This is a genomic window from Vibrio proteolyticus NBRC 13287 (genome assembly GCF_000467125.1).
Taxonomy (GTDB): domain Bacteria; phylum Pseudomonadota; class Gammaproteobacteria; order Enterobacterales; family Vibrionaceae; genus Vibrio; species Vibrio proteolyticus.
Genome location: NZ_BATJ01000012.1, coordinates 33,288 through 53,144, shown reverse-complemented (window position 1 = coordinate 53,144; position 19,857 = coordinate 33,288). Strand labels below are relative to the sequence as shown.

Here is a 19,857-nt window from a genome sequence, read left to right as displayed (position 1 = left end):
GCCATAAACAAAAAATCCAGCCCGTGATGAGCTGGATCATGTTTTACTTTGCCGCTAATGTGGTCAACGGTCGTATTCGATTTGGCAGTCAAACTGCACCCATCCTTGTTTACGCTCCTCATACACGCTGAAACTCGGTGGCGCAAAGTCGAGCTGGTTAAAGACACCGACGGGAATGACAAGCATGTCCGGCAGGGCACTCAATCGCATTAGCATTGTGGTGCTGCAACGCGGACAGAAGGAGTAGGTGACTTCTGCACCACTGTCGGCCAGGCGGGTATACTCAGTCATGTCACCACTGTAAGAGACTTGCTCTGCGCCGAAACGGGCCTGAACACCGAAAACGCTGCCGGTTCGTTTCTGACACTCAAAACAGTGGCACAGCGAAGTGCGGGCTGGTTCGCCACGGCAGACCAGATTCACCTGACCGCAACTGCAGTCAGCAATTCTAATTTTGTATTTACTTTCCATCATCTTCTGTACCTTCGCTGTGGTAAGGTATCGCCATTAGCTATCCTAATAACCAAGATACAAGACACCGGATCGATTATGAACAAGCGACGCTTACCCCTACCTCTTATTCTCCTTATTCCCATCGTGCTGCTGGTCATTGTTGCCATTGCCGGCGTTTATCGTTTCAGCCTCAGTGATGAGGAGATTCTGGCTAAGTTTCCTGCTCAGAAGGTGTCTGCTGATCCAATTGTAGATCAGGTTTTCTCGATTCAATCCGCAAATCCATGGACGATTGAAGTTCCGCAAAGCAAAGCATTCGCGTTTATCGATCAATATGACCCGGATCTCCACCAAGCTCGCGGCCGGTATGACGACGGCATCGAGCGAGGCCAAGTGGTGGTGGATACCCAACGGCTTATACCGTGGACGACCGAGGGCGACGCGCTCTATCTTGCGCCCATGGTGGTTTCCAATCAGGGTTCGGGGGCTTTTTATTATTTGACGCTGTTTCGTTTTGATTCGCAAAGAAGCCGTATGGTGGTGGCGGATACCCATTTTCTTGGCGACAGAATTGAAGTCACGGCTGTCACAGCAGAACCGAACGGAGTGCGGGTTAATATGAAAGTTCGTGAAGCTGGTCAATCAATGGCGGACGCACCGACGCAAAGTCACGCTATACTTTTTGCGATATCTTCGCAGGCTAAACTGCTGAAGACACCATAATCATCCTGTTGGAACAGGGGAAAGCGGAAGCTCAGGCCCACGTTGGTATCGGGCGTGCTTCTACAGCAATGCTGATATTTAACAAGGTATGAGAACGTCGTGACACCTGAAACAAAACGGAGTTTGAGATGATTAATAAGCGATTTTTTAAAACCAAAGACGAAGTGGAAGTGACTTTTGAGTTACCTCAAGAACTGGCCGGAGATTCGGTGGCGCTGGTTGCCGACTTTTTGCAGTGGCAGCCGATCGAAATGACGCGCGTGGCGAAATCCAAATGTTACAAATACAAAACCCGTCTGCCAAAAGACGGTGAGTTTGAATTTCGCTACTTGATCGATAACGAACGTTGGGTCAACGATCCTCATGCTGACAATTATAAGCCAAATGGTTTCGGTGAAGATAATTCCACTGTGGTGACGTACGCATGATTGACCACTTTTTTGCCGTGAGGTGGTCAAATGATAAATTTGGCCGAAGTGAACGCTTACTTGGAAAAGTCTGGTAAATATAAAAGGCGCAATTGCGCCTTTTTTGATCTTACTTTTACAATCCAAACCTAGAAATTTTTTTTCAAAACCGTAGTCTAATCACTTCGTTTACACTCTATTGAGGCTTATTGTGCGTCCGAAGTCTGTAGCTGCGCGTATTTCAGCGTGGTCAAAACAAAAAAAGATCCTAGCTGCGTGCCTTCCTATCGTAGCGATCGCGATCTTCTCTTCTTCGCGAGACAGCTCGCTCCAGGGCACTGTTGAGCTCTCGTTGCCGGAATCTCAGGTGATTGACACCATTCTGGCTGAAAATCAGGTGGCTCATGACATCCCTGATTATGAATACCAAATTTCGAAAGGTGACAACCTGAGCTCGATATTCAGCACGTTAGGATTCTCCTATCAGGAGCTGATGAGAGTCATGGAAACCGATTTAAACTATCTGGTGCTCGATACGCTCAAACCAGGTAATACATTACGCTTCTGGAAAACAGAAACCGGCGATCTGAAAAAAATGGAACTGGTGTTCAATATTGCTGAACATGCGGTTTATACGCGTCTGGATGATGGTTCGTTTGGGTATCGTGACGTTAAGATCCCGGGCACCTGGAAACAAGTCCCGGTGGTGGGAGAAATTCATGGCAGTTTGTCCGCATCGGTTAACAAACTTGGCCTCAACAGCGCTGAAATCAGTCAAATCGTGACTTTGCTGAAAGACAAGATCAACTTCAAGCGTGACCTGCGGGCTGGTGATCGCTTTGAAGTGGTGCAGTCACGTCAGTATGTCGGCGATGAAATGACGGGGAACAGCGAAATTGAGGCGGTCAGAATTTACAATCGCAATCGGGTCATTTCAATTTATTTGCACAGCGATGGTCAGTACTACGATCAGGATGGTAATAGTCTGCAGCGCGCGTTTCAGCGTCATCCGTTTAAAGGCAATTACCGTATGAGCTCCAAGTTCGATCCAAATCGTCACCACCCTGTCACTGGTCGGGTTGCCCCGCATAACGGTACGGATTGGGCTACGCCAAGTGGTACGCCGATTGTGGCAACAGGCGACGGTGTGGTGATCATGACTCGCAATCACCCGTACGCAGGCAAATATGTTGTGTTGCAGCATGGCGGCGCATACAAGACCCGGTATCTGCATCTGAGCAAGATTCTGGTGAAAAAAGGCCAGCGAATCAGTCGTGGTCAGCGCATTGGCTTGTCTGGCGCCACCGGCCGCGTAACCGGACCGCACATTCATTATGAGTTCATTATGCGTGGTCGTCCGGTGAACCCTGTGACAGCAAAAATTCCGATGGCCAGTTCAGTGCCAAAAGCGGAAATGGCTCAGTTTAAGGCCAACCGTGACAAGCTCAACGCCATGCTAAAAGCACAAGAAGCCAAGCTGGCGAACGTGGAACCGAAAACCGAGCCAGTGGAAAGCTAACATCGCTTCTCCCCCGGTGTGTCTGGGGGAGAGCCTTATCCGGCCTGAGACAAGCGCATTTTCAAGTAATTGAGAAACAATTTCGTGCGGGTGTGTTCGTAATCTAGCTTCGGGTAATAGGCGTAGACGGTGGAATCGTTGGTCGTCACGTCGGGCAAAATGCGCACCAGAGCGCCCGATCGTACATCTTCTTTGATCATTACATCATTGCTGATCAGAATCCCCATACCGTTTTTGGCGGCGTAAAACAGCGCTTCGGGGTTAGTGGTGGCGAAGTTACCACTGAGAACCGTCCGCTTGCCTTTCGAAAACTTAAACTCCCGCTGGGGGCGTTCACCCCAAATCAGAACCTTATGTTGTTTGAGCTCCTCAATCGTGGTCGGCACACCGTACTCGGTAATGTAACTGGGGGAGGCGTAAAAACCGATCCGCTGTTCAAACAGTGGCGTGGCTTTGTAACTCAGCGAATTGAATTGTTCCAGTTCACGACTGATAAACAGATCCAGACTCATCTCCGGTATCTGGCCCGGCGCGGTGGTCGTCAGCTGAATCCGGATATCCGGATATTGCTTGAGGAAGTCGTCCAGATATTGAACCAGAAACTTTGAGCCGACCGCGATGGTGGCCCCGATTTTCAGCAGGCCCGCCGGACTTTGACTGACTGAACGGGTTTCATCGATGATGGACTGCAAACGGTCTATCGAATCTTTAGCGCGCTCATAAAACAGCGCACCGGCTTCGGTTTGCGTGACTGAGCGTGTGGTGCGTTTGAGCAGTTGCACACCAACCCGTTCTTCCAGCCAGTGAATCCGTTTACTGATGGCTGAGCTGGTGGTGTTGAGCCGGCGGGCTGCGCCGTTAAAACTGCCTTCTTCGACAACTTTTATAAAGCTGTCGATGCCTTGAATCCAATCCATATTCCCACCTTACACTCATTCCTAAAAGGACTTAATTTATTTCCATTTTAATAGATTATCACTTAAGAGTTGGTAATTTAGAATGGCTGATATGAAGAAAAATGATGCAGACCGTTTCAAAAAAACACCGATGCTGCTGGCGATGATGATCATCGCCACCGGGCAGGTAGGTGTGAGTATTTACTTGCCTTCACTGCCAGTGATCAGCGAGCAGTTGGCGGTGGGACAAGCTCAGGTACAAATGTTGGTCACTCTGTTCCTGCTTGGGTTTGGGTTGTCACAACTGTTTTATGGCCCGATGTCCGATGCCATTGGACGCCGCCCGGTATTCCTGCTCGGTCAAGGCGTGTATCTTGTTGGCACAGTATTGTGCCTCAGCGGAGCGGACAGCTTTACGGCGCTGGAAGCGGGACGTCTGCTACAGGGACTCGGCGCCGGCAGTGCGTCGGTACTTGGCCGCAGCGTGCTGCGCGACAGTTATGATGGCGTGCACCTGACCAAAGCTTTGTCTTACATCTCCGTGACGGCATCGATTATGCCGATCATTTCGCCGGTATTCGGTGGCTGGATCGCGTTCCACTTTGGCTGGCAGGCGGTGTTTGTGTTTGTGCTTTTGTATTTGAGTGCGATCTTTATTCTCGGCTGGCGAATATTGCCGGAGACTTTGCCTTATGCCAAACGGCGCTTTCGGTTAAGCGATGTCGTTGTGACCTATTGGCAACTGATCCGCAACCCTCAAGTGATCAGCAGCGCCAGTTTCAACTGGGTGAGTTACCTTGGCAGCCTGGTGTCTCTGTCGGTACTGCCGTTTCTTATGCAGCATCAGTTGGGGTTGAGTGTTGCTGAGTACGGTTCGATCATGATCATTCCGTCTGCCGGGTTGCTGATTGGCAGTGTCTCGCTCAATGTGCTCAACCGTTTTATGTCCCGAAGCCGTTTGATGCTGCTCGCCATCGCGATCATTGTTTTTTCCGGACTGTGGCTGCTCAATACGCCGACGACTATTTTTAACCTGACCTGGGCGTTTACCTGTCTGACCATTGCACAGGGGATGTCGTTCCCGTTGTCGCTGAGCATGTTGCTCGAGCCGCACAAACGACAGGCTGGCGCCGTGTCTGCGCTGTCTGGTTCTGTACAGATGTGTATAGCCGGGCTGTTTGGCGGGTATCTGGTGGAACACTGGGTGACCAATCAGGATGCGCTGGGCGGATTTTACCTGCTAGTGGCGCTTAGCATGATTACAGTGCTCGCGTTGCGCCAGTTTCGTCGTCTGGGCGGGCGAGAGTTCGCTTGAAACCCGAAAGGGGGTTGATACAATGCGCGAAACTTTTAGAGGATACCTCCATGCAACAGAAAGAATTTGAAGCTCTGGTGAAAGCCGCATGCGAACAACAAACCCTGCCACGGGCGCTGGAGCTACTGAAAACGAGTGACGACAGTGACGTGGCCGAAGCGGCATTGTCTTTGAGCGGCCAGTTTGCTTTGGCGGACATCGACGGTGAAAAGCGCATTTATCACGTCACGACGCAAGCAAATGATGATGGCGAAGAAGAAGAGTTTGTTGAACACGTCATGAATGAGGGTGATGACGTGATTGCATTCGTTGCCTGGTTCTTTGATGCGATGTTTGAAGTAAAGCGTAAAGATACGTATCAAGCAGCAGGGAAGACCTATCGTCAACCAAAACGTGACAAATAAAAATGTGATATGGCGCTTGTTTTTTATGTGATCCCGATTACAATTCTTGGCGGTATTTCCAGTGCATGATCGGAGACAAGATGAGTTACGAACTGGGTTCAGCCTATCTGGGACAGATGGTGGCAAAACAAGCGATGCATGAAGCGTTTTACGGTAAGCCAAAAGCGAAAAAACCATCATTCTTTAAAAAAATGATGAAAAAGATGGCGAAGTAATAGACGCCAGCAAATGGACTTTCCCAAAAAGCCCCGGCAGTGATGCCGGGGCTTTTTACTGGTTTGCTGTCAGACACTCCGTTCAGGCGTCAAGATTGACCACGTTGTCCGGGACGTACTTTAAACCCCGCTCATCCAGCCAGGCTTCCAGATTGTCACAACCACCAACGTATTGGCCGTCAAGCCAGATCTGTGGCACCGTTACGGGCGTTTTTTCGCCGATGATGGCTTTGACTTCGGGAATCATTCGATATAGCGCTGCGCTTTCTTTTACCACGTCATGGTAGCGGTATTCGATACCTGCATTGTCCAGCAGCTGTTTGGCTTTGACGCAATAAGGGCATGTTGCTTTACCATAAACAATGTTGCCTTTTAACTTGTCTCGTTTGGTCCACGATTGAATCACCGACTGCACCAACACACCGCGATTGAGCGCTTCCCCCTGACTGACCACTTTACCTTCGACAACCAGAATCGGCGCATGCCATGCCCCCAGTTTCAGCGGTTCCCACCAGTGTGACAGCCAGTCTTTGACTTCCAGCTCTACGGGTACATCAGCCAGTTCATGCTCAAACGTATCATTGAGAATGTCTTTGGTCAGAGTGCACTCGCCACAGGGAATATTGACTTTAAATGGGCCCCAGCTTCCCGCCCAGCGGTAAAGGGTGATCTTAATTGGCTTAGCCATAGGTGTTCTCTCTCACATTGCGCTTATCCCATTAGAACCGTCTAAGACTGAATTTCTTTCAGCATACGACGGGATTTTTTCGCTTCCCATTGGGTGATAAACGCGACAGAGCCGATAATAAAAGCGGCCCCGAGCCACAAACGACCAGGCGGAACCCAACTAAAGACCAGCCAACCTGCCAGTACGTTCAGCGGCAACTTCGCGTTATCAAATGGTTGAACAAATGAAGCGTCGGCCACCGCATACGCTTTAACGATAGCCCACTGAGCCAGCGTTGTCATAACCCCAGTGCCAATCAATACCAGCCATAATGTCGCGCTTTGAGGTGTCTGCCATTCCGGAATGGCGAGGAAAATATTAAACGGAGTGATCAGGATCAGCAGATAAACCACCATGGTAGACGGAGAGTCGTAACTGGAGAGTTTTTTCACCATCAGCGAATAACAGGCCCAGAAGAACGCCGCGCCGACCGGCAATAGTGCAGCCCAGCTGAAATCATCAGACCAGGGTTCCAAAATGATCATGGCGCCGACAAATCCGGTCAGGGTCGCAATCCAGCGTGCCGGACCAACATTCTCTTTCAAAAACAATCCCGAACCGAGGGTGGCGAATAGCGGAGAGGTCATCAGCAGCGCAATTCCCTGCCAGATTGGCACTGGGTAAGCCAAGGCCCACAACCACAACTGAATGCCGATAACGGCCAGAAATACTCGAAATACATGAGCCGGAAAGTGGTTCGTTCGCAGTGAGTGGCGAATCCCCAAGGTTCGCAGATACGGCAGAATCACAATCAGGGCAACGGCATACTGAATAACAGCGACGGTTGTCGACGTCAGGCCATAGTGAATACTGGCGATTTGAGTCAGGCTATTGACGATGGCGAAAGCGAGGCCGGCGGTCAGCATCCAACTGGCCCCCTGGACTGGATGATGATGTCTGGTGATCATGAAATTAAAGCTATCAGTAAAAAATTCGTTAAATCATATACCCAAGTGAATGCAATAAGCGAGCGTCTGCATAGATTATCTGCTGCTATTTCAATAGGACGCCGCGTTGAAGCAGGCAATTGTGTGATGTCGGTGAGGATTATGACTCATATGGGTGGCACATCTGCCCGGGCTTTTTTATCTTGATTGGCGGGTGTGGCCTTGCCGCAGTGATGGTCGGTTTGGATTTCAGGGAGACGTAGCGATGCCAACCGAATATATGGATGACGTGGTTCAGGGAAAAAGAGTGATCCAACGCCTGGATGTGGAAGACTTACCACCGGGTGAGCACAGCTTTTGGTTTCAGGCCGGGACTCAGGCGCTTGGGCAGCCTCAGCATGTGCCAGTCAGAGTTATCAAAGGACAAAACGCGGGTCACCGGGTGGTGATCACAGCAGGCGTACACGGTGATGAAATGAACGGGATTCTCTCCGCCCAGGCGCTGGCTCGTGCGCTGCATCAGCAACCGCTGTGTGGGACGGTTGTGGTGTTGCCGCTGATGAATCTGCCCGGTGTGCTCAGTCACAGTCGTGATTTTACCAGCTCAGATCCGGAAATACCCAGCGCGAACCTTAACCGTGGCTTTCCCGGAAATCCGGACGGCGATGCGGCGCAGCGATACCTGCATGCTATCTGGACGCATTTACTGCAGCCGAATGCAGATATGGCCATTGATCTGCATACTCAGACACGTGGTACGGTTTATCCTTTGTATGTGTTTGCTGATTGTCGTGTTGAATCCGCCGCGACCCTGGCTCGATTGATGAATCCGGACATGATTTTAGATGATCCCGGGGAAGAGGGAGTGCTGGAGACGGTATGGAACAATCACGGTGTTCCCTGCATTACGGTGGAAGTCGGTATGGGTAAAGTAACCCAGCCGGATTTGATTGATCGAGCAGTGGCCGGTGTGATGAATACTCTGCGTCATTACGGCGTGTGTGAGGGGCAGGTCGTGCGCACGCAAGATACGATGAAAGCGCAACAGGTCATTTCGGTACGCGCGAGCCGTGGTGGTTTTGTTCTGCCACAGGTCAATTTACTAGACCGCATCAATAAAGATGATCTACTGGCGATCCAGTACGATGCGTTTGGCGACGAAGTGCATCGCTATCTGGCTCCGGATTTCGGGGTGGTGGTCAGTTATTGCAATGATGCGCTGCGTGAGCCCGGGGCGTTACTGGTGCGTTTGGTCAAATAAAAAAAACGCCTCCCGAGAGGGAGGCGGAAAGAACATGAAACTCTTTATAGTCTCTGCCGGGACTATAAAAATGAAGCACAAACGCTGCCGAGCATTTGTACTTACTGTATTGCAGTTCGCGTGCCACTTTTTAAGTGATTGATTTATAATAACTTGAAGTTTTGAATATATCCGATTTGCCTTCTTCTGGTGAAACTTGAACTTATCTGGTGCAATTAAAAAGGCCGAGCAGATGCCCGGCCTGAGTTTTCACGAGTATTTACGGACAGGTAAATATCAGAAGTCGTAACGTAGGCCCAGACGTACAGAATCGTTAACGTCGTAACCAGTGTCTTTATCGTCCAGGTTGTTCAGTTTATACGCAACGTAACCACGGATAGACTTGTTGAAGTCGTAACGTGCAGTCAGCTCGAAGAAGTCAGCAGTATCGACGCTGTCATTTTTCGCTGCGTCTTCTTCTTGTTTCACGTAAGCCGCAATCAGACGGAATTGTTTGGTAAATTTGTAGTGGCCCGCGAATTCGAGACCTTCAAATTCGGTATCCGCGTCGTCATCCAGATCACCCATGGTGTAAGTGGTTGCCAGGTACAGTGCGTCCATCTCGTAGTTGATACCAGCAATGATTTGGTTTGCCGAGCCAGCACCCTGACCATTGTCATTGGCCGCGTAGCCCAGACCAAAACCCAGACCCATAGGCAGAGTGTAAATAGCAGAAATACCGTAGCCATCTGTGTCTTTTTCTTCGCCAGCAATGAAGCTTGCTTTAATCGACAATGTGTCGGTGTTGTAGCCGTATGCAAACGTGTTGTTGATCTGCTCGTTACCGGCATTGATAAAGGCTTTCTGATCGCCTGTGTAAGTACCGATATCTGACATGTCGGAGATTTGAACGCCTGCGGTGTCCTGACGACCAGCGGAGACTGAGCCGAAGTCGCCTTTCAGGCCCGCGAAAGCGTAACGTTGTTTGAATTCAGTGTTCGCGTCTTTGTCGCCAGAGGACAAAACAGATTGCTCTGCTTCGTACTTACCGAAACCAGACAGAGAATCGCTGATCTGAGTCGAACCCACGACGTTTACACGCACGCGGCTTTTGTTTTTCATTGTGCCTTCGATGTCTTTGCCGTCTTCAGCACCATTGAAGTCACCACGGAATTCTGCGCGGCCGCCGATTTTCAGTTCCGTGCCGTCATTGCTGTAAACTGTTGCAGCCAGAGAAGAACCAGATACCAATGCTGTCAGGATCGCAGTAGAAATTGCTGCTTTTTTCATTTTATTTACCTTATTAGTCGTACTTGAGCTTCATTGCCCGATTGTTTTGGGATGGGAAGTAAGGTAGATGTTTAAAATGAAAGTTTGATTTCTGGAGTGTGACTGTTAAGTGTCGGTTTTATTTAGAAAATATTAATTATGCCCGCTCTGATATGCAGAGCGGGCAAGCAGTTTTACTACAGATTAATGAGGAAACAATCAGTTTTCTCTAGACTTCGTTCTGATTTAATAGATTGATAAATCAACTGTTTTTATTGATTTCCTTCTCAACCATTTGTTTGAGCTGCGCGTACGGAATGAAGCCCGGCACAACGTCATCGCCAACAAAAATGGCCGGCGTACCGCGCAGACCCAAGTTAGTAAATGTTTGCAGATTTTTAATGATCGACGCTTCTACATCTTTATTCGCGACCAGATATTGTGCGGTGTTGGTTTTCTTCGCAATGGCCTCCAGAGACTCTTTGGTGTGACGGCCATTTTTCGCCACCAACAACGCATGCACCTGAGCGAATTTATCCGGTGCTTTCTGCCACACATTCAGCGCGTAGATGGCGGAATTGGTATCCAGTCCAGCCACTTGTTGCTGTTGCAGCGGTACGTAAATATTGATCACTTTCACGTCGTTATATTCTTTGACCAGTTGGTCGATGCCCGCTTCAAGTTTTTTACAGTACGGACAGTTGTAGTCGGTAAAGTTGATCAGCACGGTGTTGCCATTCGGATTGCCGGTGACACTGTGAACCTGGGTGTTGTTCAGCCAGGCCTGGCTAGCTTGTTTTACCTGTTCAAATTGCGCCTGACTTTCCACATACTGATTCAAGCTGGCGTGGAGATCACTGATAATATCAGGATTATTTTCCAGTAACTGCTGAATCTCGTTGAGCTGCTTTTGCTGAGCAGGAGAGAGCGAGGCCATCGCGTTGGCCGTGAAAAGCAGGGTGGATGCGAGTGCGATACTGACGATTGATTTTTTCATGTAGGTATTCCTTTATTCTCGCTGTCAGGCGAAGAGAGTTCTGAGCCACAAGCCAACCGGAGAGGTAATGCCGGTTGCGATGCTCTTGATTTTGCCGTCTTTGATGATAACGATCGTCGGCGTAACAGCGATGTTCCAATCCCGGCTAATATGCCCGGTGGAATCATTGAGTACGCTGAACTGATACTGTTTAGCCTGCATGTACTGTCGTACTCGTTCATCCTGACCGGATGAAAGTGCCACAGAGACGACAGTATGCTGGTCGGCAAAGTAATTGATCGTTGGGCTAACCCAGCGGCAAGCACCGCACCAGGTCGCCCAAAAATACACAATAACCGGTTTTTCACGGCTGGCTTTAATGACGTCGATGGTCTCACCAGATAGAGCCGTAGCCACAATCGGTGGCGCGTCTCCATCGGGCATATCGGCGCTGTAATAGCGATCCATGAGCAGTGAGATCGCCACCACAACGATCATCATCAAACCGAGTTCTTTTGACCACTTTTTGAGTCTTGAAGTCCGGATTGGTTCCTCACTTTTTCTTGTCATGATCGCTCCCGGCAGAGTGAAGGGCCTGTATTACCTCAGTATCACTGAGTATGACGGGCAGTGCGATTCCACTGGCGGCATCAGGCCCATACACTATGTTAAATGGCACGCCAAAACGGCCGTGTTCGCGCAGATAGGCCGTAACCGAATCACTGGGCTTGGTCCAGTCGCCCTGCATCAGTACGATGTCCTGCGCTTTCAGAGCGCTATAGACCGGATCCTGTAAGATCACGCCGATTTTGTTGGCTTTACAGGTGATGCACCAGTTCGCTGTGACGTTGACAAATACCACTTTACCTTGGCTGACCAAAGTCGGAATGGCTGTCGCATCCAGCGGCTGCCAGGTGAGATCGTCGACGATCGGGGTGGCCCAACTGTTGGCGGTCAGGCTGCCAGTGATCAATCCACCGCCCAGCGCGAAAATTGTCACCACCGCCATCGGCACCGTTGCCTGACGGCCATAACGGCGTGCGAGCAACACGCCTACGCTCAGCAGCACGGTTCCCATCATGAGCAGACTAAGCCCGGTGCCTGTAAAGTTTTTCATCAACCACACCAGCCATAGGCTGGTCAGGAGCATCATGCCCGCAAACAACCACTTAACGTGGCTCATCCAACGGCCGGGTTTCGGTAGCCATTTCACCAACGAAGGACAAACCGCCATCACCAGCCACGGCAGGCTCATGCCCACTCCAAGTGCGAAAAAAATCATCCACATTTCAAGGTAACTGGCGGCCAGCGCATAAGCCACGGCGGTACCGAGAAATGGCGCGCTGCATGGTGTTGCCAGCAGCGTTGCAAAGGCGCCCTGGATAAAATGACCCGAGTAAGAGTGATTTCCTTTCGTCGCCAGCCAGGTATTCAGGCCACCAGGCAATCGGAATTCAAACAGGCCAAATAGGTTGGCCGAGAACAGCAGGGTGATCAGTGCCATAAAACCAATGAACCACGGGTTCTGAAACTGAATCCCCCAACCCACAGCATGACCGGCGAATTTCAGTAGCGAAAGTCCCAGAGCCAACAGTAGGAACGAGGTGATGATCCCGCTTGCAGAGGCCAAAAATGACAGGCGAATATGACCACGAGAGGCGCTCTGGTTGACCAGCAAAGTGTTGATTTTCATCCCTAGCACCGGCAGAACGCACGGCATGATATTGAGGATCAAGCCTCCGAGTAACGCCACTCCTATCATCCATAAGACATTGCCATTTTGCGGCAGGGTGAGTGGCGTGGTCGACACTAGGGTGCGGGTTTCGGATAACAGCAGTGTGTCCGAAACGGTGATGAGCACGGATTTGTCGCGAAGATCTGCCTTACCCAGCCAGTTGCTGACGTGAAAGCGTGCAAACAGCGTGTGACCGTCAATCTGCAACGTTGGCTCGGAAAAGAAATCATCGGCAACGTCCGGACCATCGATCAATACCTGAGGCTCTTGCCAGGGAGTCTCGCTACGCAGTTCAACTGTCAGAGTCTGAGCGTTGTGATCCCAGTAGTTGGCCACGGCTTCAATCTGCCCGTTTCGGGCTGGCGTCTGGCTGTTGCCCTGAGCGAAGAGGTACGCAGCTTCACTGTCAGGGCTTAGATCGTGTGGATCTACGTTGAGCTCAATGGGGTAATCGGTGACCACACAAATGTTGGTGCAACTGGGCAGGCGCAGGTTGGCCTTGAGCCGGACAGGCTGGTTGAGGTCATTGACTTCCACCAGGAGTGGGAAGTGAACCTGATGCTTGTAGCCCAGCGTCTGCACACCCAACTGTTCGTAGTAAGCCGGAACTGGCCAGCGCCACTCGATGTTGCGAATATTTTGCGATTCACGCCAGTCCAGCTCCGGAGCGATGCCGCCTTCGCCGGGGCTGCGCCAATAGGTTTTCCACTCTCCCTCTAACGCGACATCAAGCACCATTTCCAGGGTGCGATTGTCACTGTCCAGGTGGCCGGTCGACAGTAACCGGACTTTGACGGGCGGGTGTGCAGGATCTTGTATCCAGCCGGTTGTTTGAGCCTGCACGGGCAGCGTGGCAAAGCACAGCATGACCAGCATCGCAGGTAAGATAAAGCGTCTGTCAGACAACAGACAAGTAATTAATTTGTGCACATGGTTTCTCCAAAAATAGTGATACGACGAAATAAGACGTCGCACTCTATTCCCGGAAAATACAGTGAGTGATGTGGATACGTAATTTGGGTACGGTGAACTCAGACGGTGCAGCTCGTTGCACTTGTTGGGTTTGTACGGCACCAGAGAAGAGCAGGGCGATCAGAATCAGTAGCGGCGTCAAGGTTTCCAGATTTGCCAGAGACTGGGTGAGTAGCTTCTCTGTCAGCTTACACGGTGACGCTGAGCTTTCAGCTTGTGTGTCGTGGCTGTCATCAACATGGACGGACAGATACGGCTGAGGAGCGTTCTGATACGCGGTAGTGGTTTTCACTGCGCACAGCACGACCACCATCACCGCTAGCAGCAGTGATAAATACGCGGATGTGGTTCGGCGGAATAGGCGCACAGTAAACTCTTTGTTGATGTTCAATAAGCGATTCAAAGGCTAGAGGTTTTTGCACAAAGATCAAGTCTGTTTTCACGTGGAATTGTAACCGGAGCCTGTGTCTGGCCAGTGGATAATGTCTGGTACGTTAATGCAGTCAGATGTATAACGATGTTAATTAATTGTTATTGACGGTTTTGGGTCTGAATGGGTGAGACATTCGTTTTAATGTCAGTCATCATTGTTTCTAACTGTAACATCAAAACTTATCTCAATGACTTTGATGATTTTTATCTTTCTGTATGAAAAGAAAGGCTTTTTCTTTTTGATAAATGTGTTTTTATCGTTTTATATCATTTTATGCAACTTTCTCTGTTTCCATAGATACATTGAATCTAACTGTTAACCGGGTGGTAACAAACTCGGTGACGGTGGACCAAAAAACACAACAAAATATGGAAATAAAAAATGAATAAAAAGCTTATAGCTATGGCAGTGGCTACTGCGGCGTTTGGATCACAGGCATTTGCAGTAGAACTTTACAACAATGCAGGGACCACGTTTTCAGTGGGTGGTCATGTTTCTGTTGGTCTCGGTGGCTCTGAACAGGGCGATACGGAAGTCCAGCAGGTTTCTCCACGTATCAATTTCAATGCGACTCAGGATATTGGCAATGGCTTTACCGCCGATGCAAAAGGAGAGTGGGCGCTGAACTATCTTGATGGCGGTGAAGAGTCGTTTTCGACGCGTCTGGGCTACATTGGGCTGACGCACGATAGCTACGGCCGGGTTGTTGTGGGCACACAATGGTCACCGTATTACGACGCCGCGGGTATTGCTGATATGCCGATCGCTTATGCGAACGACTTCTTGTATGACGATCATGGCCCGCTGGGCACAGGCCGTGCGGATAAAATGATTTCGTACCGCAACGGGTTCAGTTTCGGTGATGCCGGTGAATTCTCGTTTGGCTTAGGCTGGCAGGGGTCGAAAACCGATGAATTGAATGCCGCCAACGTCAAATATGATGACCGCGTACAAGCGGCATTGACGTATAAGATTGCTGGGTTCAGCTTCAACTATGCGTACAACACGGGTGATGTTCAATGGACAAGCGCGAAAGACACTGCGGTGTCGAACATGCTCAGCGCCAGCTACGGTACCTATGGTAAAGGTTTGTATGTGGCGGGGGTTTATGCCATGAACGAATACATGAATCGTGGCCTGGAAGAGTCCATTGCGATGGAAGGTCTGCTGGCTTACGCGTTTGCCAACAGCCTGAATATCAGTATCAACTATGAAGGTGTGGAAGACGACAAGAACAACGACACCATCTACAGCCAAATGGCACTGCAGGCCGAATACAACTTTACGCCAAGCTTTGTCGGCTTCGCTGGCTATCAGTTCGATCTGGGCAATGACATCGATGTCGCTGAAGATGACATGTGGTTGCTGGGTGTGCGTTACTACCTATAAACTCGTCCCACTCTGTCCAAGAGTAATTATTGACGCTTGCTCCATTAGGAGCAGGCGTTTTTTTGTACATCTTCACGTATGTGGCACGTTGCATTTGAAATGTGATTTTTATGTACTACGGTTGAAGTGTTCGTGATGTATCAGTGCTTTAGCTCTGATTCGAACTCGTTATTAAACCAGTAATACGGACATTATAAGATGAAGATGAAATTATTAGCTGCAGCAGTGGCAGCGACAGCATGTGGTACTCAAGCCTTCGCAGCGCAAGTTTACAACAACGAAGGTACAACTCTGTCCATCGGCGGTCACGTTTCCGTGGGTGTCGGTGAATACGATGGCGGCGTTAACTACGACGGTTCTGATGAAGTTCAGGTTAATCAGGTTTCTCCACGTATCAATGTGGCGGGATCGCAAGATCTGGGCAACGGTGTCGTTGTCGACGCAAAAGGTGAATGGTCTCTGAACTACCTGGAAGGTGGTGACAACTCTTTTGCAACTCGTTTGGGCTACATTGGTGCAACACACGATGACTACGGTCGTCTGGTGGTGGGTACTCAGTGGTCGCCATACTACGATGTCGGTGGTATTGCGGATTTACCAATCGCGTTCGCGAACAACTTCTTGTATGACGATCAATACGATCTGGGTACTGCCCGTGCCGAACGTATGGTCAGCTACCGCAACGCTTTTGCGATTGGCGATGTGGGTGAACTGGCTATGGGTCTGGGCTGGCAAGGCGAGCACGACATGTACGATGCACGTATCCAGGCAGGTCTGACATTCTCTTTCAGTGCGTTCTCTATCGGTTATGCCTACAGCGGCGGTGACGTGGGTGTAGGTAGTCAGGAAAACGCAGAATCCAGCATTTTCTCAGCGAAGTACGGCAGCTATGGTTCAGGTCTGTACGTGGCTTTGGTTTACGCCATGAACGACTACATGAACGATGGATTTGCCGGTGGCAAGGTCAAAGACAGCGATGCGTATGAAGCGTTGGTCGCGTACGGTCTGGGCAACGGCCTGAACCTGAGCATCAACTACGAAGCAGTTGAAGACAATGACGACAGCGATACCGTATTCAGCCAGACGGCTCTGCAAGCAGAGTACAACTTCACACCGAAGCTGGTTGGTTTTGCAGGGTATCAGTTCGACTTGGGTAACGATTACAACAGCGATGAAAACGATGAGTGGATCATCGGTGCTCGTTACTACCTATAACTAGAATCTACTGCCTAAACACACCAACTTGTGTTTGCGCCTGTTCGTTTTGGACAGGCGTTTTATTTTTGGGTCATCGGGCCGCCATCAATCCGATGGCACGCGGATAACCAAAGAGAATGAAGTCGCAGAATGGGGCTGCGATCTTACTTTTGCAACGAAGTTCATTGATTTACTTCTGAATTTTTTCAACTAGGCTAAAATCTGCTCTCTTATTCACATCAGGGAAGAGTTTATGCAATCCGTTCGCTTACAGGATAAAGTCATTACGCCGTCCAAGATATTGTGCATCGGCCGTAACTACCTCGAACACATTCAGGAGTTGAACAATGCGGTGCCAGATGAAATGGTGGTGTTCAACAAAGCCAATTCCTGTATCAGTCAGCGTCTGCATTCCTTTCGTGATGAGCGCCTGCACTACGAAGCGGAGATCTGTTTTGTCGTTGAAAACGGTCAGTATAGCGGAGTGGGTCTTGGCCTCGACCTGACCAAACGTGAATTGCAGTCAAAACTCAAAGCCAAAGGGTTGCCGTGGGAACGGGCGAAAAGCTTTGATGGTTCTGCGGTCTTTAGTCGTTTCCTGCCGCTCAGTGGCATGGATATCAATGCGTTACAACTTGAACTGTTCATCAACTGTGTTCGCGTACAATGCGGAAAAGTGACGCAAATGATGTACCCACCACTGACGATTCTTGATGAACTGAAAAGTTACACGACGCTGAATGATGGCGACATCGTGATGACCGGGACGCCACAGGGAGTCGGAGAAGTACATCAGGGGGATGTTTTCCTCGGGCGTTTAAAATGCGGTGAGCAAACGCTGATCGAAATTGAATGGCTCGCTGACTGAAACAAATTCCTTTACCTTCACCCAAGGGCAAAGCGTAACCTCCGTGATGAGTGACATCTATCAGCGGAGGTTTTTTTATGGGTTGTTGTAATCAGGCACCGAATGGTGGCAGCGGAAACTTAGGATTGTTGGTGAAAGTCACCGTAGTGCTCGCCGCCGTTATCGTGTTGCTGACGTTCTTTTTCGGTTAGCTCTAAACGACACGCTTAATGGGCAAATACCCACAGATTCAGCAGCAGAAAGACGGCCATGCTGATGAGCGTGGTGAGTAATACGTTGCGCGTTTTCCAGGCCAGTAGGGCCGCCAGTGCCGCCCCCCATATATACGGATTGTCGGCGGCCACCCACAACTGGTCCTGTTCGGGCATAAACACAATCGGTGCCCAAATCGCGGTCAAAACCGCCGGGCTGGAGTAGCTCAGCAGACGTTGTGCCTGAGGATTTAGTCTGAGTGGCAGTTTGGGCTCCAGAAACAGGTAGCGACTGAGAAAAACCAGTGCCGTCATGGCAAGGATGGATACGATCACCATTGTTAAACTCCTTTCTTTCGCCAGGTTTCACACAAATAACCGGCCAGCATTCCTCCGATACTGGCGATCATCAGGGCTCCTTCCACTTGCCAGTGATTCAGCATCACAGACAATACCAGAGAGACTATTACCGCTGTCACGACCGGTAGGTTGACAACATGTGGTATGACCAACGCAATGAAGGTCGCCGCGACGGCAAACTCTAGGCCAAGTTGATTCAGTGCGGGGATGTAGCTGCCCGCGATGATGCCAACCAGTGTGGCTGCGTTCCAGGCGAAATAAAAACTCAACCCGGCACCGAGCGCATACCAGCGGTTAAATTGTTTCTCAGACTGTTGTCCGCAAACAGCGAACAGTTCATCAGTCAGGAGGAAACCCAGTGCCAACCGCCATTTGAGTGGCATTGGGCTGACCTTTTGGCGCATGGATACACTGTAAAGAAAGTGACGCGACGTGATGAAAAATGTGGTCAGCAACAAGGTTGCCAAGCCCGCACCTGCTTTCAGCATACCGGTCGCGACCAGTTGTGCCGAGCCCGCAAACAGAATCGCGGATAGCGCCTGGCTTTCAAGCGCGTTGAGTCCGGCATCAATGGCAAACGAACCCGCCAGAAGTCCCCAGGGAATCACAGCCACACTCAGTGGAATCATGGCAACAGTACCCCGCCAGAAAAGTTTACGCGGGCAGTCAGATGAAGAAGTTTGCAAAACGGTGGTATCCATAGCGTTATCGTTATTGAAAAATCATGAGGTTATCTAGCCACAAAACATCCAGTGAGGATTGCACAAAATTGCTATGCCAGGTGCATCATCGTAAGCGGATGGAGGTCAGATATTGTTTCGGGGTTATTCCCATGGCTCTTTTAAAGTGGCGATGCAAATGGCTTTGATCGTGAAAGCCTGCTTCCTGAGCGGCATCGGAAATCGAATGGCCACGTCTTAGCAGCGACCGGGCGCAGCGTAATCGAGACTGGATTTGGTAGGCGTGCGGAGGAAAACCAAATGCTTTCTGGAAAGTCCGCACCAGATAGTAAGGGCTGAGTCCGGCCAGTTTTGCCAGATCTTCCAGTGACACATCTGCCTGAGGAAAGTCGTCCAGAAACTCTTTCACCAGCAGGAGTTGTTTTTGACTGCGACTGACGGGCGGCTCATCAACCCTACGTTTACCGTGCCGGCAAATCAGCTTGACCAATGAGCCGTATACCAGCGTTTCTCGCAGCAAGCGGTTGTCAGAGTGTGTCAGCGTGTCAAACACCAGACGCAGTTGCTGTGCCATCTCGGGGTCATACACCACAGGTTCAGGGAAGTAAGGGATTCCAAGCCCAGACGAACAGGCATTTTCGGTTAACGCGGAGAATTGTTCAGGCAATGGATACATGGCTTTGTACTCCCAACCATGATCGGTGGCGGAGTGACCATTATGGACTTCATCAGCGTTGACGAGGATGATGCTGTCTTGTGGGGCCACGTGATTGCCCCCCGTCCGGTAAAAGCGCTGGGCGCCTTTTTCTATCACCCCGATCGTAAAGCCTTCATGGCTGTGACGAGAAAAGTTCTGATGCTTGTATTTAGCATCCAGTAATTCCAGGCCGCCAAGCTCTTTGGCTAACTGAAAGTTTGCGGTTTCAGTAAAGTGCTCTGCGTTCTTTGCCATCTTATGCCCGTTGTTTAAATACATCCTGACTCAGCCTAGCGTAAGTCGT

Annotated in this window: 22 protein-coding genes; 10 read left to right on the top strand and 12 right to left on the bottom strand. The window is 50.1% G+C overall.

All coding sequences use genetic code 11. The annotated features are described in order from the left end of the window. Positions 1-63: 63 nt before the first annotated feature. Positions 64-471 carry a GFA family protein gene (locus tag VPR01S_RS15060; RefSeq protein WP_040902872.1) on the bottom strand — a complete coding sequence of 136 codons (408 nt, stop codon included), beginning with the start codon at positions 469-471 and terminating at the stop codon, positions 64-66. Between the two features lie 78 nt (positions 472-549). On the opposite strand from VPR01S_RS15060, the gene VPR01S_RS15055 reads away from it, so the two are divergent. The 3 genes from VPR01S_RS15055 (at position 550) to shyA (ending at position 3,102) form a co-directional block, all read left to right on the top strand. Next, positions 550-1,176, top strand: a complete 627-nt coding sequence (locus tag VPR01S_RS15055) for a hypothetical protein (protein WP_021706216.1) — start codon at positions 550-552, stop codon at positions 1,174-1,176. 128 nt (positions 1,177-1,304) lie between these two features. Then, the gene (locus VPR01S_RS15050; RefSeq protein WP_021706215.1) at positions 1,305-1,604 is read left to right on the top strand and encodes an isoamylase early set domain-containing protein; all 300 of its coding nucleotides are present in this window, start codon (positions 1,305-1,307) and stop codon (positions 1,602-1,604) included. 190 nt (positions 1,605-1,794) lie between these two features. Next, a complete protein-coding gene (shyA, locus tag VPR01S_RS15045) occupies positions 1,795-3,102 on the top strand; it encodes a peptidoglycan DD-endopeptidase ShyA (protein ID WP_021706214.1) in 1,308 nt (435 codons plus the stop codon). A 35-nt stretch (positions 3,103-3,137) separates the two neighbouring features. Here the strand turns inward: shyA and VPR01S_RS15040 are convergent, their stop codons facing one another. Beyond that, positions 3,138-4,019, bottom strand: coding sequence for a LysR family transcriptional regulator (locus VPR01S_RS15040; RefSeq protein WP_021706213.1), 882 nt, complete (start codon positions 4,017-4,019; stop codon positions 3,138-3,140). Positions 4,020-4,110: 91 nt separating this feature from the next. Here VPR01S_RS15040 and VPR01S_RS15035 point away from each other — a divergent pair, with 91 nt between their 5' ends. The 3 genes from VPR01S_RS15035 (at position 4,111) to VPR01S_RS23155 (ending at position 5,932) form a co-directional block, all read left to right on the top strand. Continuing rightward, the gene (locus VPR01S_RS15035) at positions 4,111-5,313 is read left to right on the top strand and encodes a multidrug effflux MFS transporter (protein WP_040902867.1); all 1,203 of its coding nucleotides are present in this window, start codon (positions 4,111-4,113) and stop codon (positions 5,311-5,313) included. A 50-nt stretch (positions 5,314-5,363) separates the two neighbouring features. Next, on the top strand, positions 5,364-5,717 hold the full coding sequence (locus VPR01S_RS15030; RefSeq protein ID WP_021706211.1) for a hypothetical protein: 354 nt from the start codon (positions 5,364-5,366) through the stop codon (positions 5,715-5,717). Between the two features lie 80 nt (positions 5,718-5,797). Beyond that, positions 5,798-5,932, top strand: coding sequence for a hypothetical protein (locus VPR01S_RS23155; protein WP_021706210.1), 135 nt, complete (start codon positions 5,798-5,800; stop codon positions 5,930-5,932). 82 nt (positions 5,933-6,014) lie between these two features. On the opposite strand, the gene VPR01S_RS15025 is transcribed toward VPR01S_RS23155, so the two are convergent. Both VPR01S_RS15025 and VPR01S_RS15020 read right to left on the bottom strand, forming a co-directional pair. Next, on the bottom strand, positions 6,015-6,620 hold the full coding sequence (locus tag VPR01S_RS15025; RefSeq protein ID WP_021706209.1) for a glutaredoxin domain-containing protein: 606 nt from the start codon (positions 6,618-6,620) through the stop codon (positions 6,015-6,017). Between the two features lie 41 nt (positions 6,621-6,661). Continuing rightward, a complete protein-coding gene (locus VPR01S_RS15020) occupies positions 6,662-7,567 on the bottom strand; it encodes a DMT family transporter (protein ID WP_040902856.1) in 906 nt (301 codons plus the stop codon). Between the two features lie 244 nt (positions 7,568-7,811). Here VPR01S_RS15020 and VPR01S_RS15015 point away from each other — a divergent pair, with 244 nt between their 5' ends. Continuing rightward, positions 7,812-8,807: a succinylglutamate desuccinylase/aspartoacylase family protein gene (locus VPR01S_RS15015; RefSeq protein WP_021706207.1), complete on the top strand. Its 996-nt coding sequence runs from the start codon at positions 7,812-7,814 to the stop codon at positions 8,805-8,807. A 276-nt stretch (positions 8,808-9,083) separates the two neighbouring features. Here VPR01S_RS15015 and VPR01S_RS15010 read toward each other — a convergent pair whose 3' ends face one another. The 5 genes from VPR01S_RS15010 to VPR01S_RS14990 all read right to left on the bottom strand — a co-directional run bounded on the left by VPR01S_RS15010 (position 9,084) and on the right by VPR01S_RS14990 (position 14,105). After that, the gene (locus tag VPR01S_RS15010; RefSeq protein ID WP_021706206.1) at positions 9,084-10,076 is read right to left on the bottom strand and encodes a porin; all 993 of its coding nucleotides are present in this window, start codon (positions 10,074-10,076) and stop codon (positions 9,084-9,086) included. A 241-nt stretch (positions 10,077-10,317) separates the two neighbouring features. Further along, on the bottom strand, positions 10,318-11,052 hold the full coding sequence (locus VPR01S_RS15005; protein WP_021706205.1) for a thioredoxin domain-containing protein: 735 nt from the start codon (positions 11,050-11,052) through the stop codon (positions 10,318-10,320). 24 nt (positions 11,053-11,076) lie between these two features. Next, the gene (locus VPR01S_RS15000) at positions 11,077-11,601 is read right to left on the bottom strand and encodes a protein disulfide oxidoreductase (RefSeq protein WP_237668182.1); all 525 of its coding nucleotides are present in this window, start codon (positions 11,599-11,601) and stop codon (positions 11,077-11,079) included. Continuing rightward, the gene (locus tag VPR01S_RS14995; RefSeq protein WP_345604576.1) at positions 11,585-13,642 is read right to left on the bottom strand and encodes a protein-disulfide reductase DsbD family protein; all 2,058 of its coding nucleotides are present in this window, start codon (positions 13,640-13,642) and stop codon (positions 11,585-11,587) included. Before VPR01S_RS14995 ends, VPR01S_RS15000 begins: the two co-directional genes overlap by 17 nt. A 100-nt stretch (positions 13,643-13,742) precedes the next feature. Then, positions 13,743-14,105 (bottom strand): hypothetical protein, encoded by a 363-nt coding sequence (locus VPR01S_RS14990; RefSeq protein WP_021706202.1) that lies wholly within the window; start codon positions 14,103-14,105, stop codon positions 13,743-13,745. 447 nt (positions 14,106-14,552) lie between these two features. On the opposite strand from VPR01S_RS14990, the gene VPR01S_RS14985 reads away from it, so the two are divergent. From VPR01S_RS14985 to VPR01S_RS14975, 3 genes are all read left to right on the top strand, one after another. Further along, positions 14,553-15,560 carry a porin gene (locus VPR01S_RS14985; RefSeq protein WP_021706201.1) on the top strand — a complete coding sequence of 336 codons (1,008 nt, stop codon included), beginning with the start codon at positions 14,553-14,555 and terminating at the stop codon, positions 15,558-15,560. Positions 15,561-15,758: 198 nt separating this feature from the next. Next, positions 15,759-16,775 (top strand): porin, encoded by a 1,017-nt coding sequence (locus tag VPR01S_RS14980; RefSeq protein ID WP_021706200.1) that lies wholly within the window; start codon positions 15,759-15,761, stop codon positions 16,773-16,775. 235 nt (positions 16,776-17,010) lie between these two features. Beyond that, positions 17,011-17,625 carry a fumarylacetoacetate hydrolase family protein gene (locus tag VPR01S_RS14975; RefSeq protein ID WP_021706199.1) on the top strand — a complete coding sequence of 205 codons (615 nt, stop codon included), beginning with the start codon at positions 17,011-17,013 and terminating at the stop codon, positions 17,623-17,625. A 206-nt stretch (positions 17,626-17,831) separates the two neighbouring features. On the opposite strand, the gene VPR01S_RS14970 is transcribed toward VPR01S_RS14975, so the two are convergent. The 3 genes from VPR01S_RS14970 to VPR01S_RS14960 all read right to left on the bottom strand — a co-directional run bounded on the left by VPR01S_RS14970 (position 17,832) and on the right by VPR01S_RS14960 (position 19,808). Continuing rightward, a complete protein-coding gene (locus VPR01S_RS14970) occupies positions 17,832-18,155 on the bottom strand; it encodes an AzlD domain-containing protein (protein WP_021706198.1) in 324 nt (107 codons plus the stop codon). Positions 18,156-18,157: 2 nt separating this feature from the next. Further along, the gene (locus tag VPR01S_RS14965) at positions 18,158-18,877 is read right to left on the bottom strand and encodes an AzlC family ABC transporter permease (RefSeq protein WP_021706197.1); all 720 of its coding nucleotides are present in this window, start codon (positions 18,875-18,877) and stop codon (positions 18,158-18,160) included. Between the two features lie 85 nt (positions 18,878-18,962). Beyond that, positions 18,963-19,808: an AraC family transcriptional regulator gene (locus tag VPR01S_RS14960; protein ID WP_021706196.1), complete on the bottom strand. Its 846-nt coding sequence runs from the start codon at positions 19,806-19,808 to the stop codon at positions 18,963-18,965. Positions 19,809-19,857 lie beyond the last annotated feature (49 nt).

Excerpts from the sequence above, each read along its gene's own strand:
- VPR01S_RS15060 (WP_040902872.1), bottom strand. The coding sequence starts at position 471 with ATGGAAAGTAAATACAAAATTAGAATTGCTGACTGCAGTTGCGGTCAG.
- VPR01S_RS15055 (WP_021706216.1), top strand. The coding sequence starts at position 550 with ATGAACAAGCGACGCTTACCCCTACCTCTTATTCTCCTTATTCCCATC.
- VPR01S_RS15050 (WP_021706215.1), top strand. The coding sequence starts at position 1,305 with ATGATTAATAAGCGATTTTTTAAAACCAAAGACGAAGTGGAAGTGACT.
- VPR01S_RS15040 (WP_021706213.1), bottom strand. The coding sequence starts at position 4,019 with ATGGATTGGATTCAAGGCATCGACAGCTTTATAAAAGTTGTCGAAGAA.
- VPR01S_RS15035 (WP_040902867.1), top strand. The coding sequence starts at position 4,111 with ATGAAGAAAAATGATGCAGACCGTTTCAAAAAAACACCGATGCTGCTG.
- VPR01S_RS15030 (WP_021706211.1), top strand. The coding sequence starts at position 5,364 with ATGCAACAGAAAGAATTTGAAGCTCTGGTGAAAGCCGCATGCGAACAA.
- VPR01S_RS23155 (WP_021706210.1), top strand. The coding sequence starts at position 5,798 with ATGAGTTACGAACTGGGTTCAGCCTATCTGGGACAGATGGTGGCAAAA.
- VPR01S_RS15025 (WP_021706209.1), bottom strand. The coding sequence starts at position 6,620 with ATGGCTAAGCCAATTAAGATCACCCTTTACCGCTGGGCGGGAAGCTGG.
- VPR01S_RS15020 (WP_040902856.1), bottom strand. The coding sequence starts at position 7,567 with ATGATCACCAGACATCATCATCCAGTCCAGGGGGCCAGTTGGATGCTG.
- VPR01S_RS15015 (WP_021706207.1), top strand. The coding sequence starts at position 7,812 with ATGCCAACCGAATATATGGATGACGTGGTTCAGGGAAAAAGAGTGATC.
- VPR01S_RS15010 (WP_021706206.1), bottom strand. The coding sequence starts at position 10,076 with ATGAAAAAAGCAGCAATTTCTACTGCGATCCTGACAGCATTGGTATCT.
- VPR01S_RS15005 (WP_021706205.1), bottom strand. The coding sequence starts at position 11,052 with ATGAAAAAATCAATCGTCAGTATCGCACTCGCATCCACCCTGCTTTTC.
- VPR01S_RS15000 (WP_237668182.1), bottom strand. The coding sequence starts at position 11,601 with ATGACAAGAAAAAGTGAGGAACCAATCCGGACTTCAAGACTCAAAAAG.
- VPR01S_RS14995 (WP_345604576.1), bottom strand. The coding sequence starts at position 13,642 with ATGCTGGTCATGCTGTGCTTTGCCACGCTGCCCGTGCAGGCTCAAACA.
- VPR01S_RS14985 (WP_021706201.1), top strand. The coding sequence starts at position 14,553 with ATGAATAAAAAGCTTATAGCTATGGCAGTGGCTACTGCGGCGTTTGGA.
- VPR01S_RS14980 (WP_021706200.1), top strand. The coding sequence starts at position 15,759 with ATGAAGATGAAATTATTAGCTGCAGCAGTGGCAGCGACAGCATGTGGT.
- VPR01S_RS14975 (WP_021706199.1), top strand. The coding sequence starts at position 17,011 with ATGCAATCCGTTCGCTTACAGGATAAAGTCATTACGCCGTCCAAGATA.
- VPR01S_RS14970 (WP_021706198.1), bottom strand. The coding sequence starts at position 18,155 with ATGGTGATCGTATCCATCCTTGCCATGACGGCACTGGTTTTTCTCAGT.
- VPR01S_RS14965 (WP_021706197.1), bottom strand. The coding sequence starts at position 18,877 with ATGGATACCACCGTTTTGCAAACTTCTTCATCTGACTGCCCGCGTAAA.
- VPR01S_RS14960 (WP_021706196.1), bottom strand. The coding sequence starts at position 19,808 with ATGGCAAAGAACGCAGAGCACTTTACTGAAACCGCAAACTTTCAGTTA.